This is a genomic window from Mucilaginibacter sabulilitoris (genome assembly GCF_034262375.1).
Taxonomy (GTDB): Bacteria; Bacteroidota; Bacteroidia; order Sphingobacteriales; family Sphingobacteriaceae; genus Mucilaginibacter; species Mucilaginibacter sabulilitoris.
Map to the genome: position 1 here is coordinate 6,852,116 of NZ_CP139558.1, position 17,790 is coordinate 6,869,905.

Below are 17,790 nucleotides of genomic sequence, written 5' to 3' on the forward strand. Positions count from 1 at the left end.
TTTTAATTAGAATGATACATTTAAGTTGACACCATAGCTACGTACTGTTGGCGACTGCAAAACAGTGCTTGAGGTGGCATAATTGTACTGATCTAAATCCACATCCTTAAAGCGTTTGTCACCATAGAAGTATAATAAGTTGCGGCCATACACAGATACCGATGCTCTTTTGATAAATGATCTATCCAACCATGCTTTCGGGAAGTCATAACCCAGGGTTACCTCGCGCAGTTTAGAGAATGTTTTGCTCATCAGGTTCGACTCGTCAACATTATAATACTTACTTACATAATCCTGTACCAAAGCAGTTTGCTTGTTAGGTGAATATTGCAGCGCACTATAATTTGATATTTTACCGGTCACCGGATCGTAGTTTATAGAAGTTCCGTTTGATACGGTTACACCTTCGCCAACATAGCTGCCGTTATAACCTGATTTACCAAAGTTTTGCCAGTCTTTATAACGGGCATCACCCAGAGCGCCGGTAGCGGTTTCAATGTTTGAACCACCACGCATGGTTTTGTTGTGCATATAATCAATAATAACACCACCAACTGAGCCATCAAACTGGAAACCAAGGTTAAAGTTTTTGTAGCGTACTTTGTTGGCTATACTCCATTGATATTTGGCGTTCTCGTTACCCAGGTATTGCGAAACCGGTAACGCTAAAGGTTTACCAGCATCGTCATTAATGATCTTTCCATCCGGGGTTCTTGCAAAGGCGGTACCGTATAATTTATCGGTACGGTCGCCTTGTTTAAAGAACTGCTTGTAAATGCCTTGCCCTGCAGGTAGTTCTTCGTAAACATCTTTAAAGGTTGATACGTTAACCAAGATATTCCAGGTAAAGCCGCCTAAGTTTTTAATTGGCGTACCTTCTAATGAACCCTCATAACCAGTTTTTTTAGTTTTCAAGGCGTTCAGGTATAAAGTAGTATAACCAGAAGCTGTTGATATACTGTTAGCTAATATCTGCGGACCATCAATATACTGAAAAGCTGTACCCGAAAAACCTAAACGGTTCTGTAAAAATTTAATATCAAAACCTTCCTCGTAGTTTACACGGGTAGAGGTTTTTATACCTGGCTGATACAGGAAGTCGGAAGCAGAAGCGGCAGGCTGGCTGTTATAAGGCTTGCCGGTTAAGTAAAACGGATTAAGCTGGTAACTTGGACCGTTATAAGGCGAGTTATAAGTACTACCGTAACCCAGCGGGTTTAAAAACAAGGGGTTATCATTAGGGTTGCTGGTAGTAGTTTGACCAGCGAATGCAGAAATAGCATTAAAAGGAGCCGGACCAATGGTTGGGCTTGAGGCATCAGATTTTACTGTAGAGTATGAAGCCCTTGCCTTTAAGAAAGATATAACTTCAGGCAGCTTAATATAGTCAGAAATTACCGTTGCTGCTGATATACTTGGATAATAATAAGTAGTTACATTTTGGAAAGCAGATGATTTATCAACACGACCGGTACTTGATAAGGTAGCATATTTACCAAAAGTTGCATCCAACGAATAATAACCGCTTAGTACACGTTGCTGTGAGCTGAAAGCAGTTGACTGTACAGCGTTCCTGGAGTTAGCAAAAGTGTAAATCTCAGGTACGTTCAAATAATCTGTCGATGTCCAGCTGGAGTTATAACTAAAGCTGCGCAGGTTTGAACCTACCAAACCTGATAAATTCAGGAAGTTTTTGATAGTGTAGTTATAGTTAACCAACAACTCGGTGTTGTTATCAAACAGATTGCGGCGGTCTTCGCGATAGTCACCCTGATTACCTTCACGACCATAAGGGTGTGCCGAAAACGGCAGGTCCTCTGTACGTAATATGTTGTAGGTATTGATCTGCGAGCGTAAGGTAGCATTCAGGTTATCATTGATCTTGTAGTTACCAGATAAATAACCGTATAAATCATTTTTGTAATGGCCCCTTGTCCATTTTTCGGTTAATAAATAAGGGTTATGGTAACGGGTATATTCGGCAAATACAGATTGTACACCTTCTTTACCTGGCTGCCAGATGGCTTTAATATCAGGTGCGTTAATATCCCAGTCAGCTCCGGTCCATACAGCTATATTATAGATAATACTGTTAGGTCCGTATTGAACGTCAGGGAAATTATCCGTTGATTGCCTGTTGAAATCAACATTAGCTTCAAATTTCCAGCGGGAAGTTGGGGTAAATGAAGCGTAAAAATTAGCGTTGGCTATATCAAGGTATTGTGATGGGATATAGCTGGTTTGATGTTGCTGTGAAAACGAAAAACGTGTTACGTAGGTATCGCCAACAGAACCTAATGAAATGTTGTTATTGGTTTGATAACCTGTTTTCAAAAAGTTTTTCAGATTGTCTTTACCACGAGCCGTGTATGGAGTGGCCTGACGTACACCATTAATAACAGGGCTGTCATACTGCGGTATTAACTGACCCGCGAAATAAGGTCCCCAAACGTCATAATCACTATCTACACCACCTGGTGCACCACCCTTACCATCAACAAAGGTATAAAAAGTGTTTTCACCCGCACCAAACGAATTTTGTGTACGAGGGAAAGCCAGGAAACCGGTATTAATTACCGTACTGCTGTTTATATCAACTGTTAGGCCTTTTTTGTTTTTTTCACCTTTTTTAGTGGTGATTAAAATAGCACCATTCTGTGCACGGCTACCATATAGCGCGGCAGCAGCAGGACCTTTTAGCACGGTATATGTTTCAATATCATCAGGACTGATGTTATAGGTATCGGTATTGATCGGGAAACCGTCAACAACGTATAAGGTTACCGAGTTACCCCTTATTAATACTGATGGGTTACCAAGCAACTCGGCCGATGGCCCTACTGATAAACCAGCCACTTTACCTGTTAAGCCGGTGATAGGGTTAGGGTCGCGGGCAGTAGTTACATCAGCGCCACTAACGGCCTGTAGCGCGTAACCAATGCGCCGGGTTTCTTTTTTAACACCAAGAGCGGTTACCACAACTTCGTTAAGGGCTTTACTGTCGCCACGCAGACTTACGTTTAATATAGCATTATCGCCAACAACTACTGTTTGCGGAGCAAAGCCAACAAAGGTAAAAACAAGTGTTTGACCAACGCTGGCAGTAATGCTGTAGCGGCCATCCACATCAGTGACAGTACCTTTTGTTTGATCTTTAATTCTTACACTCACACCTGGGAGCGGAAGGCGGTTTTCATCGGTAACTCTACCGCTTATTTTGGTTTGTCCAAATAAAATAGATGGAGCAATACAAAATAACAAAACCGTTATAAGGGTTTTTAAATTCTGGTAAAACTTGTTCATCTGCTGAAATTTAAGAGTGAAATGGAAGATTGTTTCATTCAGCAATACTAAACTTTGTTTATTATTAGTAAACTAATTTAGTATTAAGCTATGCTTAATCTTCTGTTCACCCTGTGTTAAGCAGGCGAATTTTGTAACGGGATAATTACATATACCTTACAAAAATTTAATACGGAGAAATTAACTGTTTACCAGTTGTAAATGAGTAAGCGCTATTAACTTTAAATGATCAATATTATTTACGGGGACATTCATCTCTTTGGCCATATCGTCCCAATACCGCAGCCTGATAATAAGCTCAGCATCCGGATCAAGCTCAAAATCGGCCGCCTCTTCTTCGGTCATCACACCGCCTTGAAACGCCAGTGTAGCTTTGCTGGCATCCGACAGGCGATTATAATATTCCGGATATTTATAAGTAAGGTATCTTTTGGCTATTACATGGCCCTGCACCAGGTGAGCAACGCGTTCTGAAAAGCCACGTTCAAGCAAGTAGTCGGCTCCCAATTGTTCATGGTCAACGTTGCCCATGCCATCCATACTTTCGGTTTCGTCCGCATCGGCGCATAAATGCCCTATATCATGAAAAAAAGCTGCCAGTACCACTTCATCATCATAACCTTCGGCCTGGGCCAAAGCTGCAGCTTGCGACATGTGTTCTAATTGTGAAACAGGTTCGCCTATATAATCTTCATCACCAAATTTTTCGTATAGCGAAAAAATTTCGTTCACAACGGCTTGCGGATTATATAAAGAAAATGACATGACTTAATTTTTTTAGATTTTTTACAAATAAAGAGTATGCAGATTATGCAAATATTAATTGTTTATGAAATATCCCTCCAAACCACCAAAGCTTAACATTGAATTATACGGTCAACATGCCTAAAGATTCCTAAGTAACAAAAAAATCATTTTGTATAGATTTGCTTATTAATTACTTTGCGCCCCTTAATTGGGTAACATATAATATAATGGAAGAAGATATACTGATACAGATCAGTAACCGTATAAAAGAACGTCGCCGCGAAAAAAACATTACCGTACAGGAACTGGCCGCAAGAGCCAATGTAAGCAAAGGACTGATATCGCAAATTGAAAATAGCCGCACCATTCCTTCGCTCATGGTACTTATTGACATTATTAAATCATTGGAGATTGACCTCAATGAGTTTTTTAAGGATATCCGTTCCAAAAGTGATCATTTACCCGTTTTAATAAAACGAAAAAATGAATATGAACATTTTGAAAAGGAACATGCTGTTGGCTTTCACTACCAACGGATATTTACCCAATCAATAGCTCATTCTACAATTGATATAGTAATACTGGAGCTGGAGCCCGATGCCATTCGCCCATTGGTAGAGACCGAAGCTTTCGAGTATAAATATGTGCTACAAGGCGAAGTAGAATACCAGTTTAATGATGACAAGGTAATCCTGCACCAGGGCGACTCCATGCTGTTTGATGGTCGCATATCCCATACCCCAAAAAATCTGGGCAAAACCAATGCAAGCATGCTTGTTATTTACTTTTTTGAGGAAAAAAAATAGTTTTTTTCTGGCTTTTATGGTAGAGACGCAATACTTGCGTCTCTACATTATACTCAAGCACCCTCTCTTAACCCAACCTTAACACAAATTTAGTTTGGTATTAATAAATAAAGTTTAGTATTGCTAAACATTTTTTATTGATATTATGGCCATTAAATTAGTAGTATTTGATATAGCCGGCACTACGGTTAAAGACGATCATGAAGTAAGTAAGGCATTCCAGGCTGCCTTGAAAAAGTACAATTATACCGTTGAACTCGACAAGATAAACCCTTTAATGGGTTATGAAAAAAATCTTGCTATAAAGCAGATGCTGCAACTTCATGAAACTGATGCTGATAAAATAACTACTGAACTGGTAAGCGATATTCATAAAGAGTTTGTACACCAGATGATCGGCTTTTATCAGCACGAACCGGGTATTGAGCCATTACCAAATGTTGAAGAAACCTTTGCAAACTTGCGTACGCTTGGTGTAAAGGTTGGCATCAATACCGGCTTTTCACGCGATATTGCCGATACCGTTATCACCCGCCTGCAATGGCGCGAAAGAGGGCTTATTGATCATGTGATAGGCTCTGACGAGGTGGAGCTTGGTCGCCCGCATCCATACATGATTCAAAAAATGATGGCGGATGGCGGCATTACTGATCCTTTAGAGGTTGCCAAAGTTGGCGATACCGAGGTTGATGTACGCGAAGGCCAAAATGCAGGTTGTAAATATGTTATAGGCGTAACCACCGGCATATTTACCCGTACCGAGCTGGAAAGCTACAACCCGACTCATATTATTGATGATATAGCGCAGGTTATCGACATCATAAAGCAGTAACAGCTATGAACCTGATGCATCGGCTACGCGCCAAAGTGGCCAAATGGCCATACGCGCTGTTATCAGTAATGGCTGCGGTGGCGGCATTTGGTTTATACACATCCATGTATGCCTTTCGCAAGGCGTTTGCGGCGGGCACCTTTACCGGGCAGCAATATTTGCATATTGATTATAAGGTTTGGCTGGTAATAGCCCAGGTAGTTGGTTATACTTTTAGTAAGTTTTACGGCATCCGGTTTATAGCCGAAGTAAACAGCAAAAACAGGGCACGCTATATTTTAACGCTCATTGGCATTGCCTGGCTGGCGCTGCTGGCATTTGCATTGGTACCGGCGCCATATAATATCATTTTCCTGTTCATCAACGGCTTTCCGCTGGGGCTGATATGGGGATTGGTTTTTGGTTACCTGGAAGGCCGTCGCTCAACTGAATTTATGGCCGCGGTGTTGTCGATCAGTTTAATATTCGCCTCAGGATTTGTTAAGACTGTTGGGCGTACGTTGCTTACCGTTTTTCATGTAAATGAATACCACATGCCCTTTTTAACAGGAGCTATATTTGTATTGCCCCTCCTGTTGTTTGTTTTTTGTATGGAGCTGATGCCCGCCCCTACTGCCGAAGATAAACAACAACGGTCAGAACGAAGCCCCATGAACGCTACCGAGCGCAGGCAGTTCCTGATCAGGTTTTTACCGGGCATTATTCTTACTATTATCATTTATGTATTCCTTACCATTATGCGCGATGTACGTGATAATTTTGAGGTAGAAATTTGGGCAGATCTCGGGGTCAAAAGCAACAGCATTTATACCAATATTGATTCTGTCATATCCATCATTGTGCTCATAGCTATGAGCCTGCTCATTCTCGTTAAAAAGAACTTAAGGGCCTTCAGTATTATCCATTTGTTAATAATTGGCGGCTGTGTGCTGGTTGGCATTTCTACCATACTGTTCAACCTGAAACTAATAAGTCCTGTAAGCTGGATGACCATGGCCGGGCTTGGGCTTTACCTTGGCTATGTACCTTACAACGCCATATTTTTTGAGCGGATGATAGCAACATTTCATTACCGCAGCAACGTGGGCTTTATCATGTATGTGGCCGATTCAATGGGTTACCTGGGCAGTGTAAGTATTTTACTGGTAAAAGAGCTGGGCCGACCAAACATTAGCTGGGGTAACTTTTTTAAAGAAGGCGTAATGGCTGTAGCCGTTGTTGGCGGCATTTGCGGGTTGTTGTCACTCATTTATTTTCTACAAAGCGCGGGGGGAAGTCGAAATTCAAAATTAAAAAGTCAAAATTCAAAAAAAAGCGATCCGGAAACTGATGATCTGATAACATCATTAACCTGATCATATTTACTACATGAATCAAGATCAATCAATGAACTCCCTCTTTAGAGGGCAAGGAGGCTCTGCAATAATCGTAGGTGCGGGCATTGTAGGCCTTGCTACCGCCCGCGCTTTAGCCATCCGCGGTTATAAGGTAACTGTATTTGAGCGCAACGAACGCGCTGTTGGAGCTTCCATCCGTAATTTTGGGATGGTATGGCCTATTGGGCAAGCTACCGGGCCTATGTTTGACCGGGCTATGCTATCACGCAGCATTTGGAAAACCATTTGCACGGAAGCGGGTATCTGGCATAATGAGGTCGGCTCCCTGCACCTGGCTTACCATGATGATGAATTGCAAGTAATACAGGAATACGTAGAGGTTAATCATATCTTTCGTGACTGCGCACTGCTAAACCCTACCCAAACACTTGATAAATCGCCGGCGGTAAATGCCAATGGTTTAAAAGGTGCCTTATGGAGTGGTGAAGACATGATCATAGAATCGCGCGAGGCTGTGGGACAAGTAGCCAAATATCTGGCCGATAAATATGGGGTGCAATTTCACTGGAATACTGCTATCACCCGCATTGAACATCCTAAAGTAATATCGGGCAACCAAAGCTGGCAGGCCGATGAAATATTTGTTTGCAGCGGTGCCGATTTTGAAACGCTTTATCCGGAGCTGTTTGCAGAAACGCAGATTACCAAATGCAAGCTGCAAATGATGCGTCTCACCACGCAGCCAGATGGCTGGCGTATAGGACCATCGTTATGCGGGGGATTGTCCATGATTCATTACCCCGGCTTTCAGGCGGCAGCTTCATTGCCGGAATTGCGTAAACGTTACGAAGAGCAATACGCCACGCATTTAAAATGGGGCATCCATGTAATGGTTTCGCAAAATGGCAACGGAGAGCTGACCATCGGCGACTCGCACGAGTATGGCTTAGTTCATGATCCTTTCGATAAGGCATTTATTAATAATTTAATAACGGAATACTTACATACTTTCGCCACTTTTAAAGACTGGCAGTTGCTGCAGTCATGGCATGGCATTTACCCTAAAATGACTAACGGAGCTACCGAACTGATTGTTGATATTGAACCAGGTGTAACCGTTATAAATGGCATAGGTGGCAACGGCATGACACTCTCCTTCGGTCTATGCGAAGAAGTTATCGCCAAAAGAACCCGGCAATATTTATAGGCGGTAGTTGATAATTTACAGATGATAGCATAAATTGCAAGGCAACCAAATATAAGAGCTAAAACTCAGAACTCATTACCCACTACTTATAACACATGTTGGATACCAGGAGAAATTTCATTAAAAAAGCAGCCCTGCTAACAGGTGCAGCCGGGATTGTTAATATTTTGCCAGAGTCAATACAAAAAGCGATGGCCATTAATCCGGCTCCGGGTAGTACCTTTCTTGACGCCGAACATATTGTTATACTGATGCAGGAAAACCGCTCTTTTGACCATACCTATGGCACCCTGAAAGGGGTACGGGGCTTTAATGATCCAAGAGCGATAGATCTGCCAAATAAAAATAAGGTATGGCTACAATCAAACGATAAAGGCGAAACTTATGCGCCTTTCCGTCTGGATATTAAAGGCACCAAAGCTACCTGGATGTCATCATTACCGCATTCCTGGGCCAACCAGGTAAATGCCCGTAACGATGGTAAATACGACCAATGGCTTAATGTAAAACACTCCGGTAACAAAGAGTATGCGCACATGCCGCTTACTATGGGTCATTATAACCGTGAAGATATTCCTTTTTATTATGCCCTTGCCGATGCCTTTACTGTATGCGATCAGAATTTCTGTTCATCACTTACCGGCACTACACCTAACAGGTTGTTTTTCTGGAGCGGTACTATCCGCGCAGAACAGCATGAAAACTCGCAGGCCAATGTATGGAATGACGACTCGGATTTTGGTACGTTGAAATGGACAACCTTCCCCGAACGCCTCGAAGCTGCCGGCATACCCTGGAAGGTTTATCAGAACGAAATTTCTGTTGATACAGGATTACAGGGCGAATATGATGCATGGTTATCAAATTTTACAGATAATCCGCTGGAATTTTTTGACCAGTATCATGTTAAATTGTATGATAAGCACATCGCTCATCTTCAAAAAAGATCAACCGCACTACCTGAAGAAATAGCAGACCTTGAAAAACAGATAACAGCCCTACCGGCAGGCGATGCAAAAGCCGCTCCGCTTCAAAAACAGTTAAAGCAAAAGAAACGCGACCTGGAAAACACCAACAAGGAAATGGCCAGTCTTGATCCGGGTAAATTCGCGACACTATCGCAATTAGAAAAAAACCTGCACCAAAAAGGATTGGCTATTAACTCCAACGATCCACATTACCGTGAGCTCGAAAATCTCAAATATGATGATAACGGCACTCCGCGCGAATTACTGGTACCCAAAGGCGATGTACTGCACCAATTCCGCGCCGATGTAAAAAGTGGACAATTACCTACCGTTTCGTGGCTTGTCGCACCTGAAAATTTCTCAGACCATCCGGGAGCGGCATGGTACGGCGCCTGGTATGTATCTGAGGTGATGGATATCCTGACGCAGAATCCAGAGGTTTGGAAAAAAACCATTTTTATATTGGCCTACGATGAAAACGATGGCTACTTTGACCATGTGCCGCCTTTTGTAGTACCCCATTCCAAAAAACCGGGCACCGGGTTAACTTCTAAAGGTATTGATACCAGCGTTGAATTTGTAACACTTGAACAGGAAAAAGCCCGTAACAACTTCCCCGAAGTGTATGACCGTGAAAGTTCCATCGGTTTAGGTTACCGCGTACCGCTGGTTATTGCCTCGCCATGGAGTAAGGGTGGGTGGGTTAACTCGGAAGTGTTTGACCATACTTCAACCCTGCAGTTCCTTGAAAAATTTCTCAGTCATAAAAGCGGGAAGCAAGTTACTGAACCCAACATAAGTACCTGGAGGCGCACCATCTGCGGCGACCTAACCAGCGTTTTCAGGCCGTACAATGGCGAGAAGATACCCAACCCTGAATTTGTAGTAAAAGACGCGTTTGTAGAAAGTATCCATAAAGCCAAATTCAAAAAGCTTCCCAGTAATTATAAATTACTAACTGCTGACGAGATTGCGCAAATTAATAAGGCTCCACATTCGTCCCCTTACATGCCGCAGCAGGAAAAAGGGATTAAACCCTCATCGGCACTACCCTACCAGCTATATGCAGATGGTAAGTTAAGCGCTGATAAAAAATCGTTTGAAATAAAATTTACTGCAGATAACAAGGTGTTTGGCTCAAACACCGCCGGGGCGCCATTTAATGTTTACGCACCGGGTAAATACGCCAGCTTTAATGATCTACAGCAGATGGAGCCTTTACGCACATGGGCTTATGCCCTTACCGCAGGCGATAGCCTTACGGATAACTGGCCGATACAGGAGTTTGAAAATGGTGAGTACCATCTACGCGTATATGGCCCCAATGGTTTTTTCCGTGAATATAAAGGTGATGCAGCCGATCCGCTGATTGATGTGGCCTGCGAATATGAACATAATTCCGCCAATAAACTCACCGGTAACATCGCCTTAAAACTGGTTAATGGCGACAACAAAGCGCACACCATCGAAATAATTGATCACGCTTATAAAGCCAACAACCATCAAAAGGCAGTAAGTGCCAAGGCGCAAAGTTCCCTGGTACTTAACCTGGCTAAAAGCCATGGTTGGTACGATTTCAGCATAAAGATGACCGGCAGCCAAACGTTCGAAAAACGCTACGCCGGCCGCGTAGAAACCGGACAGCATAGCTTCACTGATCCACTGATGGGGAGAGTGGTCTAAATCTGATCTGATTGGTGTATAAAAACAAAGTGGGTATGCATGCCCGTTTTGTCTTTATATAAATGTGTCATTCGTTCGGAATGACAAGCTTTAGCACTACTTTTTATCTCCCAAAATAACCCATCGGTTCACGGTATTAAACTGTCCTTCAATACAAACTTTGTAAAATTTAGATGGGATGCTTTTTACATCCAGCAAAACGTGTTCATTACCTGTGGGTACTTCAGCCAGTAATTTATAATCATCGGGTTTACCTTCCTTAAAATTATTGGCAGCAGCTACCCATATTTTTACTTTACCGTTGGCATCCAAAGCTTTCCAGCTTACATCCAGTGCGCCCTGTACAAAATTAGCCTGCGGTTCAGCAACGGATACAGCGCCTATCAACGATATTCCATCCATTTCACGTCTTTGGGCTGCGGGTACTTTTACATTTAAAAAGTTATTGATCGATGGCGTAATATCCACAATACCAGGATAGTAATATTTCGCGTAGTTATTTAACGGTTTATAACTGGTAACCATCCAGGTAGAACGCTGACGGGTGCTTTGACCTCCATGGTCTTTACCATTTTGCTCACCACGACCATGATCTGTGGTAACGAATATGAGCCAGTCTTCCTTAAAATTTTTCTCACGGTATTGAATAGCCTGCCAGATGCGGCCAACCTGGGCGTCCATTTTTTCGATGGCGTCATAATATTGCGGACTATCGCCAAATGCATGTCCCATATCATCCGTATACTCCAGGTAAACCCATGACAAATCAGGCGCTTTATCTTTAATACAAGCTGCTGCGGATGAAGCCACCTGCTCATCTATCCGGTGCATATAATCTCCGGCCTTATCATGCGGAAATTTTACGGTGTCTAATTCATATCCATCATAAGCATAATCCGGGTGGATATTACCGGCCTGCGGCAGCTTATCTCCAATAAGTTTGGTACGATTATCAGTCCAGCTCGAAAAAACAGCGGTTTTTCTGTCAGGATAAGCATTCTTAAACATCCGGAAAATGTTCCAGTAATTATAATTGGGAGCTTTAATATCGTTACCCCAAACATTGTGTTTGTTTACCCAGGTTGCAGTAAGTAAGCTATTATAGCCATTGGCCGATATGGTTGGCGTTTGAGAATATCCGCCCTTTTCGCCGCCAACATGCGCGCGCAAATAAGTTCCCTGCTTTGCAATCAGTTTTAAGTTGGGGGTATTCAATTTTTCAATTACATCGGCAGGGATGCCATCAGCAATAATAAAAATGGCTTTTTTTATACGTGTTTGCGCATTTACGCTAAAAGTTGCCGCTGACAGCAATACAATTACGGTTAGTTTTATTGGGTTTCTCATTATTAATAATACAAGTTGTACAAGGTACTAAACTACCGTGTTTTAAAAATTACGGCGTTAATAAATTGTTATGTTTTTGCCTTAGATGGCCCACTCCAAAGGAGGCGATGTTTAAAAATCACAAACAAAAATCCCCTCTTTTGGCGAAGATTACTACATGAGGGCTTCGCCGTTTAGGTGAGGCTCTTAAATCTGTTTATATTTGCTTCCGCTTACCCAGGCTTATTTTACATATGGATCAACCGGACACTGCTGCTAATCAAACAAAATGGCTTTACCTGTTTATTGGTATGGCAATTATAATAAACTTTAGCAGTTTGTTTATCACCATTATCGGACCCGACGGCAACCTATATGCCGTTATTGCCAAAAACATGGTTCAGCGTAATAACTATGCAGATCTGTTTGCCTGGAGGAGCGACTGGCTTGATAAACCTCACTTTCCGTTTTGGGTTACGGCCTTGTTTTTTAAATGTTTCGGCTTTACCACCTGGGCCTATAAATTGCCGGGTGTTTTATTTATGATGATGGGCGCTGTTTATACCTATCATTTTGCTAAGCATCTATACAATAAGCAAATAGCCGTGTGGGCTGTACTGATATTACTTACGGCCCAGCATTTTGTATTGTCAAGCAATGATGTACGTGCCGAGCCGTATTTAACCGGGCTCATTATCGCCGCGGTATATCACTTTTATAAAGCACATACCCGGAATAATTTCTGGCAATTGCTGCTGGCCAGCCTGTTTACTGCCTGCGCCATCATGACCAAAGGCATGTTCGCGCTTATTACCATTGGTGGGGCTGTTGTTGGCCATTTATTAATTACCCGACAATGGAAGCAGCTTTTTCACTGGCGTTGGCTGCTGGCTACCTTACTGATACTGGTATTTATTATGCCCGAAATATGGTGTTTATATAAACAATTTGATCTGCACCCTGAGAAACTGGTATTTGGCCGTCATGGTGTATCGGGTGTTAAATTCTTTTTCTGGGATAGCCAATTTGGGCGGTTCTTTAATACCGGCCCTATTAAAGGGCACGGCGATCCGTCGTTTTTTATACATACAACCTTGTGGGCCTTTTTGCCCTGGTCGCTGTTATTATTTGCTGCCATATTCTGGTTTATTAAAAAAGGCATCAAAAATGTACAGGCACAGGAGTGGTATTGTATATGCGGATCAATGCTTACCTTCCTCCTTTTTTCGGCATCAAAATTTCAGCTGCCGCATTATATTGTAATTGTATTCCCGTTTTTTGCCATTATCACAGCGCAATACCTCTACCAATTAACATCAGCAAAAAGCGTTAAGACAGTCCACAGTGCTCAAATAATAGTTGTTTCACTAATGCTGATGGTGATAGCCGCGCTTCAATACTTCTACCAGCCCGAAACTTTAAACTGGTTCACCGGACTCATCATTTTAACCCCCTTAATCCTGTTGCTCTTTTTGCCGGCCAAAATAGCCACGGGTATGCAGCGAATTATATTTTTTACTTTATTGGCTGCGTTTTCTGTCGATCTTTATCTCAACCTCTGCTTTTATCCTTCACTATTGCATTACCAGGCGGGCAGCGAAGCAGCCATGTGGATCAATAAAAATAATCCGCAAAAACTCCCGGTTTACATTGCCAACGGCATGTTCCATGATGATATGAACTTTTACCTGGATGCCCATGTCACCGAAATTAATCCGGATGGTACAGCCAGTATACCCCGGCCATTCTTAATTTATACCAATCCTGATGTAGTGCATAATTTTGCGGTTAAAGGCTGGCAATGCCAGGTGCTTAAAACCTTTAAAAGCTATCCGGTAACGCGCCTTAAACCGACTTTTTTAAACAAAGCTACCCGCGCTAAAGAATTGGGGGAACAGCAGGTTGTACTATTAACCCCGCCGGCGTCATCAGGTAGATTATAAAACATGCTTTAATTGTGGGGTGCTGAAACAAGTTCAGGATGACAGTTTTTAAAATTCGATCCTCTCTCAATGCAGCACCTTTCGTCGTTCTCTTTTTACCGGAGTTAGATAATTATTGTCGGCCAGCCAGTCGGCCATACGCTGAGGCCAGGTATTGATTGATTTCAATTTGGAACGGTTACCCATATTAAAGCCATGATTACCCTGCGCATATAAGTGCATTTCTACAGGTATTTTGGCCTCACGATATCTTTCCAGCAATTTCACAACCGATAATGAACAGCAAGGATCATCATTCGCGGCCAGTAAAAATATAGGTGGTGCGTCGGCAGGCAATACATCAGGAATGTAAAGGGGACCAGGATAGATCTGTATCAGGAAGTTCGGACGGGCGTTCAACCTGTCTACCGGGTCGGGTGCATTCTGATCACCCCTCTCCGGGCCATAGGCTACCATATCAACCACTTCACCTCCTGCCGAAAAGCCCATCATGCCTATGCGATTAGTATCCAGCCCATATTCGGTGGCTTTACTACGCACCAGCCGCATAGCACGGTAACCATCCTGTTTAGCATGAACATCAATTTTATAAGGCGATAACGTATCACGCCCTAATCGATATTTCAATACAAAAACGGTTACGCCCAAATCACTTAAATACTTAGCCGGCTCAATCCCTTCGGCAGTGAAAACCAGCAGACGGTGCCCACCGCCTGGGCATACCACTATTGCCGCGCCGTTGGCCTTACCGGCAGGCGGCGTAAATACTGTAAGCGAAGGATTATGGATGTTTTTAACCCAGTAATCTTTGGCCTGTTCAGGCTCATTGCGGCGGCTCTCAAAGCCAGGCGCGCCATTTGGCCAAAGCGGTATCACAACAGGCATATCCTGCGCCACTACAGCAGTGGGTAAACACAACAACAGTAGGTACAGATAGCTCTTTAGGTGGTTTATCATGTAATATGGGTTGATAAAATGACGGCGTAATTACCTTAAACTATTATGGATTTGGTATGTTTAATTATTGTTTCAGGCACGAATACCTGCCACAATATCTACAACTAAAATAGCGAAATCACATGGCAAATTTCCAGGAAATTATAGCATCAGAAACACCTGTACTGGTTGACTTTTCGGCCGAGTGGTGCGGCCCTTGTAAAATGATGCCACCCATACTTCAGGATGTAAAACACGCACTCGGGGATAAGGTAAAGATCCTTAAAATAGACATTGATAAAAACCCTTCGGCAGCCAGCGCATATCGCATACAAAGTGTACCAACGCTCATGATCTTTCAAAAAGGGCAAACCAAATGGAGACAAAGCGGTGTGGTGCAAGCCAGGCAATTACAGCAGGCAGTTGAGCAGTTTATATAATCGGCCTCACCCCGGCCCTCTCCAAAGAAGAGGGAGCTAAAAACAACATGCATGGTAAGTACTCTCCTTTGGAGAGGATTAGGTGAGGCATATACTATGTTTGTAACTTTAACGTATTAATAATTAAAGCAATATACTATGGCAACCATCGAAAGTATCCAGAACGCATACGTTGATTATGTATTAACCGAAGGCGTACAACCTAAATCGGTTTACATTTTTGCCAAACAAAACGAAATGACCGAGGCTGAATTTTACCAGTTCTTTGGTTCGTTTGAGGCGGTTGAACAAAATATCTGGGCCGATTTTGCAAGGAAAACCCTGACCGAGATCCGTTCACAGGAGGTTTGGGTTCAATACTCTGCCCGCGAAAAGGCGCTGTCATTTTTTTACGGCTTTTTTGAGTTATTAAAAGGCAGCCGTAGCTTTGCCATATACACCATTAATAAACAGCCAAAAGGCTTTACTACCCCACGTGTTTTTGAGCAACTGAAAGACATTTATGAAAACTTTGCCGATGAGATACTAAAAGAAGGTATTGAATCTGCAGAGCTTAGCGACCGCAAATTTTTCAGTAAGCGATACAAAGATGCCCTTTGGGTGCAGTTTGTATTTGTACTTAACTTTTGGGTAAATGATAATTCGGCCGGATTTGAAAAAACCGACGAAGCCATTGAAAAAGGCGTTAACGTAACGTTCGATCTGTTTCAGCGCTCCCCCATTGATAATCTGTTTGAGTATGGAAAGTTCCTGGTTAAAAATGGCGGCATAAAAGATAAGATGGGATTTTAATATTATGACAGATAGCAAAAAAATCACTCCCGATGGGGATGGTTTAGAGAGAACACCCGAACAAAATAGTATTCCTACCACCAAAGTTCAGCGTTCGGCAAAATTCATTACAACCGGCGTTAAAATCGGCGGCAATTATATTAAGCATTACTCTAAAAAACTCTTCAATCCGGGCTTAGACCGGTCAGAACTGAATGAGGATAATGCGGCAGACATTTACCAGTCATTAAGCGAACTAAAAGGCAGCGCCCTCAAAGTAGCGCAAATGCTTAGTATGGATAAAAACCTGCTGCCGCAGGCTTACGTCGATAAATTCACCCAGTCGCAATACAACGCGCCGCCGCTTTCCGGGCCACTTATTGTACAAACATTTAAAAAATACTTTGGCAAAAATCCCGATCAGATATTCGATAAATTCAATATCCGCTCTACCAATGCCGCATCCATAGGCCAGGTGCACCAAGCCGAACTAAAAGGTAAAAAGCTGGCCATCAAAATACAATATCCTGGTGTGGGCGATTCCATATCATCGGACCTTAAGCTGATAAAACCTTTCGCATTTCGCATGCTGGGAATGAGCGAAAAGGAACTGGACATTTATATGCGCGAGGTTGAAGAGCGCCTGCTGGAAGAAACAGATTATGAGCTGGAAGTTCGCCGGTCTATTGAATTTTCCAATGCCTGCGCCAATTTAAACAATGTAGTTTTCCCTGAATATTATCCGGAACTATCCAGCAAACGCATCATAACAATGGACTGGCTCGAGGGAAAGCACCTGCGTGAGTTTCTGGCTACCAATCCATCGCAGGAGTTGCGCAACCAGATTGGGCAAGCCCTTTGGGATTTTTACAATTTTCAGCAGCATGAGTTGCGCGCCGTACATGCCGACCCGCATCCTGGTAATTTTATGATTACTCCCGATGGTAAACTTGGTGTGATAGATTTTGGCTGTATTAAAGAAATGCCCGAAGATTTTTATTATCCCTTCTTCTCGCTCACCTCGACTAATCTACTGGATAATAAACAAGAAACGATCAAAGCTTTCCACCAACTGGATATGATCCACAAGGATGATACCCCATCACAGGTTGAATTTTATTATACCCAGTATAAAGAGATGATTGAGCTGTTTGCCATGCCTTACATTAATAATCATTTTGATTTTAGCGAGACGGCCTTTTTTGACCAGCTTTACAAATTTGGCGAGCGACTATCAAAAATGCCCGAGTTTAAACAAGCCCGTGGCGTAAAACATTTTATATACGTAAACCGCACCAACTTTGGCCTGTACAATATACTACACGAACTAAAGGCCGATGTAAAAACGGATACCTTTAAGCCCCATGTGGTGTTGGAGTATTAAATTACGTTCACAAGCCCCTTTTTTGTCATTCTGAGCGACAGCGAAGAATCTATTGGGCGTCATCCACAAAAAGGTAATCAGCAAATAATAATTCCCTAAAAACATAT

At 42.6% G+C, this 17,790-nt stretch carries 13 protein-coding genes; 9 read left to right on the forward strand and 4 right to left on the reverse strand.

What is annotated here, in order from left to right; translation table 11 throughout:
- Window positions 1-6 precede the first annotated feature (6 nt).
- Together SNE25_RS28970 and SNE25_RS28975 are read right to left on the reverse strand one after the other, a co-directional pair.
- A complete protein-coding gene (locus SNE25_RS28970) occupies window positions 7-3,303 on the reverse strand; it encodes a SusC/RagA family TonB-linked outer membrane protein (protein WP_321562492.1) in 3,297 nt (1,098 codons plus the stop codon).
- A 180-nt stretch (window positions 3,304-3,483) separates the two neighbouring features.
- The gene (locus SNE25_RS28975; protein ID WP_321562493.1) at window positions 3,484-4,068 is read right to left on the reverse strand and encodes a phosphonate degradation HD-domain oxygenase; all 585 of its coding nucleotides are present in this window, start codon (window positions 4,066-4,068) and stop codon (window positions 3,484-3,486) included.
- 209 nt (window positions 4,069-4,277) lie between these two features.
- Here SNE25_RS28975 and SNE25_RS28980 point away from each other — a divergent pair, with 209 nt between their 5' ends.
- The 5 genes from SNE25_RS28980 (at window position 4,278) to SNE25_RS29000 (ending at window position 10,883) form a co-directional block, all read left to right on the forward strand.
- Entirely contained in the window at window positions 4,278-4,856 is a 579-nt protein-coding gene (locus tag SNE25_RS28980) for a helix-turn-helix domain-containing protein (protein ID WP_321562494.1), read from the forward strand.
- Window positions 4,857-5,001: 145 nt separating this feature from the next.
- Window positions 5,002-5,688 carry an HAD hydrolase-like protein gene (locus SNE25_RS28985; protein WP_321562495.1) on the forward strand — a complete coding sequence of 229 codons (687 nt, stop codon included), beginning with the start codon at window positions 5,002-5,004 and terminating at the stop codon, window positions 5,686-5,688.
- 5 nt (window positions 5,689-5,693) lie between these two features.
- A complete protein-coding gene (locus SNE25_RS28990) occupies window positions 5,694-7,043 on the forward strand; it encodes a DUF5690 family protein (RefSeq protein WP_321562496.1) in 1,350 nt (449 codons plus the stop codon).
- A gap of 13 nt (window positions 7,044-7,056) precedes the next feature.
- On the forward strand, window positions 7,057-8,232 hold the full coding sequence (locus SNE25_RS28995; RefSeq protein ID WP_321562497.1) for a TIGR03364 family FAD-dependent oxidoreductase: 1,176 nt from the start codon (window positions 7,057-7,059) through the stop codon (window positions 8,230-8,232).
- Between the two features lie 98 nt (window positions 8,233-8,330).
- Entirely contained in the window at window positions 8,331-10,883 is a 2,553-nt protein-coding gene (locus SNE25_RS29000) for a phosphocholine-specific phospholipase C (protein WP_321566265.1), read from the forward strand.
- A 96-nt stretch (window positions 10,884-10,979) separates the two neighbouring features.
- On the opposite strand, the gene SNE25_RS29005 is transcribed toward SNE25_RS29000, so the two are convergent.
- Window positions 10,980-12,230 carry an alkaline phosphatase family protein gene (locus SNE25_RS29005; protein ID WP_321562498.1) on the reverse strand — a complete coding sequence of 417 codons (1,251 nt, stop codon included), beginning with the start codon at window positions 12,228-12,230 and terminating at the stop codon, window positions 10,980-10,982.
- A 233-nt stretch (window positions 12,231-12,463) separates the two neighbouring features.
- Here SNE25_RS29005 and SNE25_RS29010 point away from each other — a divergent pair, with 233 nt between their 5' ends.
- Window positions 12,464-14,152 carry an ArnT family glycosyltransferase gene (locus SNE25_RS29010; protein ID WP_321562499.1) on the forward strand — a complete coding sequence of 563 codons (1,689 nt, stop codon included), beginning with the start codon at window positions 12,464-12,466 and terminating at the stop codon, window positions 14,150-14,152.
- 66 nt (window positions 14,153-14,218) lie between these two features.
- Here SNE25_RS29010 and SNE25_RS29015 read toward each other — a convergent pair whose 3' ends face one another.
- On the reverse strand, window positions 14,219-15,109 hold the full coding sequence (locus SNE25_RS29015) for an alpha/beta hydrolase (RefSeq protein ID WP_321562500.1): 891 nt from the start codon (window positions 15,107-15,109) through the stop codon (window positions 14,219-14,221).
- Between the two features lie 122 nt (window positions 15,110-15,231).
- Here SNE25_RS29015 and trxA point away from each other — a divergent pair, with 122 nt between their 5' ends.
- From trxA to SNE25_RS29030, 3 genes are all read left to right on the forward strand, one after another.
- Window positions 15,232-15,528 (forward strand): thioredoxin, encoded by a 297-nt coding sequence (gene trxA, locus SNE25_RS29020; protein WP_321562501.1) that lies wholly within the window; start codon window positions 15,232-15,234, stop codon window positions 15,526-15,528.
- Window positions 15,529-15,666: 138 nt separating this feature from the next.
- Window positions 15,667-16,320, forward strand: coding sequence for a TetR family transcriptional regulator C-terminal domain-containing protein (locus SNE25_RS29025; protein WP_321562502.1), 654 nt, complete (start codon window positions 15,667-15,669; stop codon window positions 16,318-16,320).
- A 4-nt stretch (window positions 16,321-16,324) separates the two neighbouring features.
- On the forward strand, window positions 16,325-17,683 hold the full coding sequence (locus SNE25_RS29030; protein ID WP_321562503.1) for an ABC1 kinase family protein: 1,359 nt from the start codon (window positions 16,325-16,327) through the stop codon (window positions 17,681-17,683).
- Window positions 17,684-17,790 lie beyond the last annotated feature (107 nt).